The sequence below is a fragment of the Dokdonella sp. genome, from assembly GCF_041395345.1.
Classification (GTDB): domain Bacteria; phylum Pseudomonadota; class Gammaproteobacteria; order Xanthomonadales; family Rhodanobacteraceae; genus Dokdonella.
The window spans coordinates 168,656-177,512 of sequence record NZ_JAWLAR010000011.1 but is presented as its reverse complement, the minus strand read 5'-3'; the positions used below and the strand labels follow the sequence as shown (position 1 = coordinate 177,512).

Below are 8,857 nucleotides of genomic sequence, written 5' to 3'. Positions count from 1 at the left end.
GCGGAGACTGTTCGCGCTGAAGGCGTTCAAGGACGAGTTCACGCCCGAGAACGTGATCGGGGTCTACCTGCCCTACATGATCGTCGACGGCAAGGCCAGCGCCGACGTGGCCGGCCAGGGTGAAATCCTCACGCGCACCTACACCAAGGGTAGCGGCGACAAGAAAAAGACCTACTACGATGCCGACGTGTATCAGGTGCAACGGCACGTGGATTTCACCGTCGACGACCTGCCACTGGAATCTTCCAGCGAGCGAGGCAACCTGGATACGCGCGCCAACACCAACAACATCATCAACACGATCCTGCCGTTCGATACCAAGAACGCAGTGAAGTGGAACGCGTCCTACCTTTCGGGCTACAGCTCGGAAAAGCGCAACCTCAACGTGGAGCGCCTGGTTCCGCGGCTGGAGGATCAGCTGCTCTCGATCGCCCGTGCCCAGGTCGTGCAATCCGTCAGTCGCTACGATCGCGGTGTGCGCTGGGAACAGGAAGGGCTCGACGTACACGGCACGCGCTGGGCGGCGATGTACCTCCCGGTATGGCTTTATTCCTATCACCAGCCCGGAAGCAATGGCGGCATGCTGCACTACATCGCAGTGAACGGCCGCACCGGTGAAACCATGGGCAGCGTGCCGGTCCAGCAATGGAAGCTCATCACGACCGCGCTGACCGTCGGCACCTTTGTCGAGGGCATTGCAATCTGGATCGTGGGGAACATGTAATGAGCGACGACAGTGGACTATGGCTACTCGCGGCCGGACCGGCCAGCGCGACCGCGCTGTACTGGATGTTGTACCGGTATTACCGCAACACCGACAAATCGCACGCCTTCGAACGCGAAACCGCCGTCGACGCCAAGCCGGTGACTGGCACAGAACATCAGGTCGGCGAGGTAAAAGGCACCCGAGAGACGCGCATCAGGGGAGACAACGTGCATGCCTATCGCTCGCGCGTGCAAAGGATTCAACGTGCGACAAGGCAGGACGACTGAAACCTCGGCACTGAAACCAGTTGACCGACCCACCCGGAAATCGTCGATGCTGAACACGGAGTTCGACCCAGGCTCGTGTCCTTCGCCGCCGACATGCGTTTGGCCGCCCGACAACAGGAATGCGGCCCCGAATTCTGGAGTTCTCTCATATGGTGCTTGACCCGATCCCCCTGGTGATCCTGTTCCTGATGACGATCGTGCTGGTCCTCGTTTCCGTCGAGGCGGGCAGCGCGCTCGGCAGGCGGGCGCACCATGGGGACAATCCGGAGAAAGGCGAGCCCATTTCCGGCGTGTCCGGCGCAGTGCTCAGCCTGACTGCATTCATGCTTGCGTTTACCTTCAGCATGGTGGCCAACCGTTACGACCTGCGCATGCAGCTCGTGCGCGACGATGCCAACGACATTCGAACCCTCTACAACCGGACCGACATGCTGCCCAGTCCGATCGACCGGTCCGATGCTCGCGAACTGGTCAAATCCTACCTCGACCAGCGCCTGGCCTATGCCGACAAATCCAACATGGATCCTGCGCACATGCACAACGTGTTGCTCGATTCCAAGCGGATTGAAAAACGCCTTTGGGACATCGCGATGCGCAATGTCCATGGCGACATGAACTCCGACTATGCGGCCCTGTTGATCGAATCCCTCGATGACGTTGCATCCGCCCAGGCATCGCGCGTGGATGTCGTCAGCGAATCGCGAATACCGTCGGGCATCTGGATCGTGTTGTACGGTCTGACAATCCTTGGAATGATGAGCATCGGCTACCACTCCGCGATCGTGCAATCCAGACGCTCGAAAGCCACGGTGCTGCTGGCACTCTCCTTCGCCACGGTCATCAGCTTCCTGGTTTCGATGGATCGGCCTGACGGTTTCATCGAGGTGACCCAGCAACCATTGATCGATCTGAAGGACTGGATCGCAGACGGTGAGTCGTGACCCCGCGGCCTTTACCGGCTCGATACATCGCGCAGAGCGTGTTGGCGTCCGGATCACGTACGTAGGCCAGGTGCGATCCACCGAACGAGCTTTCGCGCAGGCCCGCCGCAGCCTCAATCGAGGTATGTCCATTTGCCACGGCAATGTCGTGGAACCGACGCACCTGCTCTGACGACGTGCACCTGAACCGCATCGTGCCTCCTTTGGCAAACGTGGCAGGCTCGCTGTTGATCGGCTCGCTGGCGCAGGAACCCTCTGGATGGAACAGGCACAAGTGTCCGTAGCCCGCCTCGCTTGAATTCGTGTCTCCCGTTCGCCGCTCGATGGCGCTACCATGCCAAGGTACGCACTGTTGCACCGGCTGCTCGATCGGAGAAATCCGAGAGCACATGCAGTGCGCGTCGCCAACATTGCTTCAGGGAGATAACCATGCCGCTGCATACGCGCATGCTGATCGGATTTGTCGTCGGTATCGTCGGCGGTATCCTTGCGAACATCTACGCCACGGATTCCGTGTGGCTGGCGCCCTTCATCGAGTACGTCACCGATCCTGTCGGGCAGATCTTCCTGCGCCTGCTGTTCATGCTGGTGGTACCGCTGGTGTTCTCCGCGCTGGTGCTCGGAGTCAGCGAAATCGGCGATATCCGCACACTCGGGCGTATCGGCAGGCGCACTCTGCTGTGGATCGTGCTGGTCACCGGCATCGCAGTCACGATCGGCTATCTGATGGTGACCACGTTCCAGCCGGGTCGCGGTCTGCCGCCCGAGGTCGCGGAGCAGTTGCAGATCGAGAATGCGGCGACTGTCGGTGCCAAGCTCGAGAGAGCGGCCGACGTCACCGGCATCGACCTGCTCGTGCGTATCGTGCCGGACAATCCGTTGCGTTCGGCTGTGCAGGGCGACCTGATCGGAGTGATGTTCTTTGGCCTCCTGGTCGGTATTGCCATCGTGGTGCTGCGCACGGATGGCACGCGCAGCTTCCTCGGCATGGTGCAGGGGCTCTACGAGATCTGCATCCTGCTCATCGACTGGATCATCAAGCTGGCACCCTGGGCCGTCGCGGCACTCTTGTTCACGCTCACGGCACGCCTGGGTTACGACGTGCTCGCACAACTCGGGCGTTTCGTGCTGGTTGTCGCCGGCGGACTCGCGATCCACATGTTCGTTGTGTTCCCACTGCTGCTCAAATTGCTCGGCAAGACCAACCCGATCGCATTTTTCAGGGCCGCGCGGCCGGCCATTCTGACTGCGCTGTCCACCTCGTCAAGCAGCGCCACGCTGCCGACGACGTTGATGGTTGCCGAGGAGAATCTTGGCATTCCGCATTACGTGGGACGCTTCGTGTGCACCCTCGGTGCAACGGCCAACATGAATGGCACGGCGCTTTTCGAGGGCGTTACCGTGCTGTTCCTTGCCCAGTTCTTCGGCGTGGAACTCGCATTCAGCCAGCAGATCATGATTCTGTTGCTGTGCGTATTCGGGTCCATCGGCGCGGCTGGAGTGCCCGGTGGCTCGCTGCCGGTCATCGCCATGATCATGACCATGTTCGGCATCCCAGCCGAAGGCATCGGCATCATCCTCGGCGTGGATCGCCTGCTTGATGCGTTGCGGACCACCATCAACGTCACCGGCGATCTGGCCGGATCGATGGTGATCGCGAGATTCGAGGATCCGCAGCACGCGGGCGCGACAACGATGACCGAGAGCTGATCGAGCTATCGAAAGCTCAGGTTTGGGACCAGAAAAGTTGCACCGGGACAGACACAATCCTGCAACCTTCCGTCTCTCATGTCGGCAATGTCCCGCAGGCCAGTGCATTTGACCGATTCACGCGCCTGCCCTGACTTCATTCCGCTGCTTTCTCGTTGATCTTGAGCGACAGCAAGACGGGCACCATTTCGCCCTGTCACCTGCCCATTCCCGCACATCCGAGCCGGGATCGAGTGCTCCCGATCGCGAAGCCATCACACGCAGGCCCAATCGCACGGCACACCTTAGAAGTGCAACCGGGTGGACGCGACGCGCGCGGGCACCGCTCTGGCGCCGCCTGCCTGCCCCAATTCGGGGCGTTTCACCCGTATACGCTTGTTTTCGCTGCCGTTTTGGTGCTACATGTTTAGTCGTGCTTGCCTTGCTTGGTAGTGTAGTGACCCGGCACTCTCTGCACGGGTCAGGCCGCAGAAACGGCGTCGCCCCAGATAGAGCGAGACATCGCTGAAGCCGTGCTTGCGGCACAGCTCCTTGATCGGCGTACCTGCTTCGGCCTGCTTGAGGAAGGCAATGGTCTGCTCGTCGGTGTATCGCTTATTCATATCCGTCTTCTCCTGGAGAACGGACTTAACTTGGATCAGGCTGGCACTGAATCTTGGGGGCAGGTCAGGGGTCGTCGCGGGCGTGGGGTATCACCACCAACGGAGCGGCCTCGTGAGCAGCGGGCTCGGCTCCCTGTGATTGGGATGACCTCACCGCATCCGGAAGCCACGTGAATGTGCAGGTAATGCTTGCTACGGAATATCCCTAAGCTTCAATCGCTCTGGCTGGAGCGCTCCACTTAGATAGGCCAGCTCGACCATTTCTTCAAAGAAATCCACCTTGTCGGCTGTGCTGAGCTTCACCCAGGCACGCAGGTTTTCGAGCTCAGCTTGGCGAAAAGCCTTTTCGGCCCGCTCATCCATAGCCCGCCGCCTCCTCTCGAATCAACCGTAGTTTGGCGACATCATCCTGGTCCCTGGGGCGTCCGGTCGCCAGCTTCATTTCTATCAGGTGCTCGATACTGGCCACCGGAACGCTTGCGCCACCGATGTCCTTGCTGACTGAATCACGTAGCAAGGTGGGGAAATCAATCGGCTCCTTGATGAAGAGATCCAGTGATCTCAGGGGATTGGCTGGATCCCAGAGCTGGAAGACGAGCATGTTTCCTTTCTCGCTCCACTCTCGTCGTTTGTCCGGATCCGCAAAGTCTGAGAGATCAACCGGTAGTCGCGGCTGAAAGCCGATGTCGGAAAGCGCCTTCAATCCTCGTTCGCAGTTTGCTTGCGACAGGCCGATGACGAGGTCCAGATCGGCGGTAGCGCGCAGATAGCCATGCAGAATGACCGCAAAGCCGCCCACCACGACATACTCCACTCGCGCATCAGCAAGGGCAATGAATATTTGACGAACATTGAACGCCATGGGCTCGGCCTCGTCGCCTACATGTTCCTGCGATACTCCCCGCCCACATCGTAGAGGGCATGACTGATCTGCCCCAGCGAGTGCGTCTTGACCGCTTCCATCAGTGCTTCGAAGACGTTCTTGCGGTCCCTTGCTGCCTTTTGGAGATAGCCCAGGCCGTGTCCTGTATGCACTTCGGCGGCTTCGTCTTCTTCTGACGTTGTCGCGTGGGCGTGCGAGGTTTCGCCGCTGGGGGCAAGAACGTTGCGGTTCTGCTGGTAGCCGAGCACGTTGGTGATCTGCTGGCCTTTCTCTTCCTCCGTCGAACGGATCAACTCGATCTCGGTGACGATGTCGCCGGCGTGCTCCTTGGGCAGGAAGGTATTGACGCCGACCAGGGGCAAGGAGCCATCGTGCTTCTTGTGCTCGTAGTACATCGATTCTTCCTGGATCTTGCCACGCTGGTACATCGTATCCATGGCACCGAGTACGCCGCCGCGATCGCTGATCGCCTCGAACTCCTTGTAGACGGCTTCTTCGACAATGTCGGTGAGCTTGTCGACGATGAAGCTGCCCTGCCAGGGGTTCTCGCAGAAGTTGAGGCCGAGCTCCTTGTTGATGATCATCTGGATCGCCACGGCGCGACGCACGCTTTCCTCGGTCGGCGTGGTGATCGCCTCGTCGTAGGCATTAGTGTGCAGCGAGTTGCAGTTGTCAAACAGGGCGTACAGCGCCTGCAGCGTGGTGCGGATGTCGTTGAACTGGATCTCCTGCGCGTGCAGTGAACGACCCGAAGTCTGGATGTGGTACTTCATCATCTGGCTGCGCTCGTTGGCGCCGTAGCGTTCGCGCATGGCGCGCGCCCAGATGCGTCGGGCGACTCGGCCGATCACGGTGTATTCCGGATCCATTCCGTTGGAGAAAAAGAAGCTCAGATTCGGCGCGAAATCGTCGATGTTCATGCCACGGGCAAGGTAGTACTCGACAATCGTGAACCCGTTGCTCAGGGTGAAGGCGAGCTGGCTGATCGGATTCGCGCCGGCTTCGGCGATGTGATAACCCGAGATCGATACCGAATAGAAGTTGCGCACCTTCTGGTTGACGAAGTACTGCTGGATGTCGCCCATCATGCGCAGGGCGAACTCGGTCGAGAAGATGCAGGTGTTCTGCGCCTGGTCTTCTTTGAGGATATCGGCCTGGACGGTGCCGCGTACCGAACGCAGGGTGTCGGACTTGATGCGCGCATAGGTTTCCGCATCGACCAGCTGATCGCCGCAGATACCGAGCAGGGCCAGGCCGAGGCCGTCATTGGTGGGCGGCAGCTCACCCGAATAGCTGGGACGCTGGCGGCCGTCGAAGAACTTTTCGATCTTCCTTTCGGCTTCGGCCCAGCGCTTGGCGTCTTCCTTCAGATACAGCTCGACCTGCTGATCGATCGCCGTGTTCATGAACATCGAGAGGATGATCGGCGCGGGGCCGTTGATCGTCATCGATACCGAGGTGGTCGGCGCGCACAGATTGAAGCCCGAGTAGAGCTTCTTCATGTCATCGAGGGTCGGGACGTTGACACCGGAGTTGCCGATCTTGCCGTAGATGTCGGGGCGCGGCGCGGGATCCTCTCCGTACAGGGTGACCGAATCGAACGCGGTCGACAGACGCGCCGCGGGCTGGCCGACGCTGAGGTAGTGGAAGCGGCGATTGGTACGCTCCGGCGTGCCTTCGCCGGCGAACATGCGGATCGGATCCTCGCCAGTACGGCGATACGGATAGACGCCGCCGGTGTACGGATAGCTGCCGGGCAGGTTTTCCTTCTGCAGGAACACCAGCAGTTCGCCCCAGGACTTGTAGGTCGGCGCGGCGATCTTCGGGACCTTCTGGTGCGAGAGCGATTCACGATAGTTCTCGACCTTGATCGCCTTGCCGCGTACTTCGTACTCGGTGAATTCGTCGGTGATCGACTTCAGGCGCTGCGGCCATCCGCGAAGCAGGCGCAGGGAGTCGGCGCTGAGGGACTGGATGGCGTCGTTGTAGCGTTGGCGGAGGGTCAGCAGGCTGCGGTCGACAACACTTCCTTCTCCCTTCGGGAGAAGGTGGCGCGAAGCATCGGATGAGGGTTCGGGAGTACCTGGAGTTTGACTCGAGAGCGTACCCTCATCCGTCCTGCGGGCACCTTCTCCCGAGGGGAGAAGGAACCTGGAGTCGTACAGGTCGAGGGCCTTGGGCAGCTCGGAATCCTCGAGCTCCTTGAGTGCAGTCCAGAGCGACTGGGCGCGGTCAGCGATTTCCGATTGCTTCTCGATGGCGCTGTTGATGCCCCTGCCCTGCTCGGCGATCTCGGCGAGGTAGCGCACGCGGGCGCCCGGAATCAGAACCGTGGCGCGCGGTTCCTTCAGCGAAGTATCGAGATCGGGCTTCCAGTCCAGGCCGCCTTCACTTCCGACCTTGAGCTTTTCGCGCAACAGGCGACACAGGTTGGTGAACATCCAGGTGATGCCCGGATCATTGAACTGGCTGGCGATGGTCGGATAGACCGGCACTTCGTCGTCAGGAATCTGGAACTTGACCCGATTGCGCTTCCACTGCTTGCGCACGTCGCGCAAGGCGTCTTCCGCACCGCGCTTGTCGAACTTGTTGAGCACGATCAGCTCGGCGAAATCGATCATGTCGATTTTCTCGAGCTGGCTGGCCGCGCCGTAGTCGCTGGTCATCACGTACATCGGAAAATCGACCAGATCGACGATTTCCGAATCGGACTGCCCGATGCCGGCCGTTTCGACAATGACCAGGTCGTAGGCCTGGCCCTTGAGGAAGCTGACGCAATCCTTGAGCACGGCGCTGGTTGCCGCATGCTGGCGTCGCGTCGCCATCGAACGCATGAAGACGCGATGATTGCGCAATGCGTTCATGCGGATGCGATCACCGAGCAAGGCGCCGCCCGAGCGACGACGGGTCGGATCGACCGCCAGCACGGCAATGCGCATGGTCGGAAAGGCGTGCAGGAAACGCAGCAGAAGCTCATCGACAACGCTGGATTTGCCCGCGCCGCCGGTGCCGGTGATGCCGACGACCGGCGCCCCGCGCCGGTGGGATTCGATATTGGAGATTTGGGATTCGTCAGAGCGTGGCCCTGCCCATTGCTTCCGCAACTTGACCAGCTCAGTCTCGCTGAACTCACCATTTTCAATAGCCGTCAGCACACGCCCAACAGAAATCTCGTCTTCAATATCCGCAATCTCGGCGCTTGCAGCTTTCTTCGAATCCCGATTTCCCAATCCCGAATCCCGCGCGCGCTCCGCACGCGCCACCACATCCTCGATCATCGCGACCAGACCGAGATGCATGCCGTCGTTGGGGTGGTAGATGCGCTCGACGCCGTAGGCCTGCAGCTCACGGATTTCCTCGGGGGTGATCGTGCCACCGCCACCGCCGAAAACCCGGATATGGCTGGCACCGCGCTCCTTGAGCATGTCGATCATGTACTTGAAATACTCGACGTGGCCGCCCTGGTAGGACGACAGCGCGATGGCGTCGGCATCTTCCTGCAGGGCCGCCCTGACCACGTCCTCGACCGCGCGATTGTGGCCAAGATGGACCACTTCCGCGCCCTGGGCCTGGATCAGGCGGCGCATGATGTTGATCGCGGCGTCATGGCCGTCGAACAGGCTGGCGGCTGTCACAAAGCGCAGTGGCGCACGGTCCGTGGTCGATTCGGTAGCGGGCAGGCTCTGGGCAGTCGTACTCATGGCGGCGATCGGCTATCTGCGAGGGAC

6 protein-coding genes and 2 pseudogenes are annotated in these 8,857 nt (G+C 60.6%); 4 read left to right on the top strand and 4 right to left on the bottom strand.

Annotated features, from left to right (window positions below):
* From R3F00_RS11730 to R3F00_RS11715, 4 genes and pseudogenes are all read left to right on the top strand, one after another.
* Window positions 1-724, top strand: a pseudogene (locus R3F00_RS11730) (TFIIB-type zinc ribbon-containing protein); the annotation flags it as partial.
* Window positions 724-993: a hypothetical protein gene (locus R3F00_RS11725; RefSeq protein ID WP_371281981.1), complete on the top strand. Its 270-nt coding sequence runs from the start codon at window positions 724-726 to the stop codon at window positions 991-993. The pseudogene R3F00_RS11730 and the gene R3F00_RS11725, both read left to right, overlap by 1 nt.
* A gap of 149 nt (window positions 994-1,142) precedes the next feature.
* Entirely contained in the window at window positions 1,143-1,934 is a 792-nt protein-coding gene (locus R3F00_RS11720) for a hypothetical protein (RefSeq protein ID WP_371281980.1), read from the top strand.
* A gap of 429 nt (window positions 1,935-2,363) precedes the next feature.
* Entirely contained in the window at window positions 2,364-3,644 is a 1,281-nt protein-coding gene (locus R3F00_RS11715; RefSeq protein WP_371281979.1) for a dicarboxylate/amino acid:cation symporter, read from the top strand.
* Window positions 3,645-4,051: 407 nt separating this feature from the next.
* Here the strand turns inward: R3F00_RS11715 and R3F00_RS11710 are convergent.
* The 4 genes and pseudogenes from R3F00_RS11710 to R3F00_RS11695 all read right to left on the bottom strand — a co-directional run.
* Window positions 4,052-4,246 (bottom strand): annotated as a pseudogene (locus R3F00_RS11710) (transposase); the annotation flags it as partial.
* Between the two features lie 192 nt (window positions 4,247-4,438).
* The gene (locus R3F00_RS11705; protein ID WP_371281978.1) at window positions 4,439-4,609 is read right to left on the bottom strand and encodes a hypothetical protein; all 171 of its coding nucleotides are present in this window, start codon (window positions 4,607-4,609) and stop codon (window positions 4,439-4,441) included.
* On the bottom strand, window positions 4,602-5,108 hold the full coding sequence (locus R3F00_RS11700) for a hypothetical protein (protein WP_371281977.1): 507 nt from the start codon (window positions 5,106-5,108) through the stop codon (window positions 4,602-4,604). Before R3F00_RS11700 ends, R3F00_RS11705 begins: the two co-directional genes overlap by 8 nt.
* A gap of 17 nt (window positions 5,109-5,125) precedes the next feature.
* Entirely contained in the window at window positions 5,126-8,830 is a 3,705-nt protein-coding gene (locus R3F00_RS11695; RefSeq protein WP_371281976.1) for a methylmalonyl-CoA mutase family protein, read from the bottom strand.
* Window positions 8,831-8,857: the final 27 nt, after the last annotated feature.

What these genes read in the sequence shown, in the direction of transcription:
- R3F00_RS11720 (WP_371281980.1), top strand. Translation starts at nt 1,143, where the DNA reads ATGGTGCTTGACCCGATCCCCCTGGTGATCCTGTTCCTGATGACGATC.
- R3F00_RS11715 (WP_371281979.1), top strand. Translation starts at nt 2,364, where the DNA reads ATGCCGCTGCATACGCGCATGCTGATCGGATTTGTCGTCGGTATCGTC.
- R3F00_RS11695 (WP_371281976.1), bottom strand. Translation starts at nt 8,830, where the DNA reads ATGAGTACGACTGCCCAGAGCCTGCCCGCTACCGAATCGACCACGGAC.
- R3F00_RS11705 (WP_371281978.1), bottom strand. Translation starts at nt 4,609, where the DNA reads ATGGATGAGCGGGCCGAAAAGGCTTTTCGCCAAGCTGAGCTCGAAAAC.
- R3F00_RS11700 (WP_371281977.1), bottom strand. Translation starts at nt 5,108, where the DNA reads ATGGCGTTCAATGTTCGTCAAATATTCATTGCCCTTGCTGATGCGCGA.
- R3F00_RS11725 (WP_371281981.1), top strand. Translation starts at nt 724, where the DNA reads ATGAGCGACGACAGTGGACTATGGCTACTCGCGGCCGGACCGGCCAGC.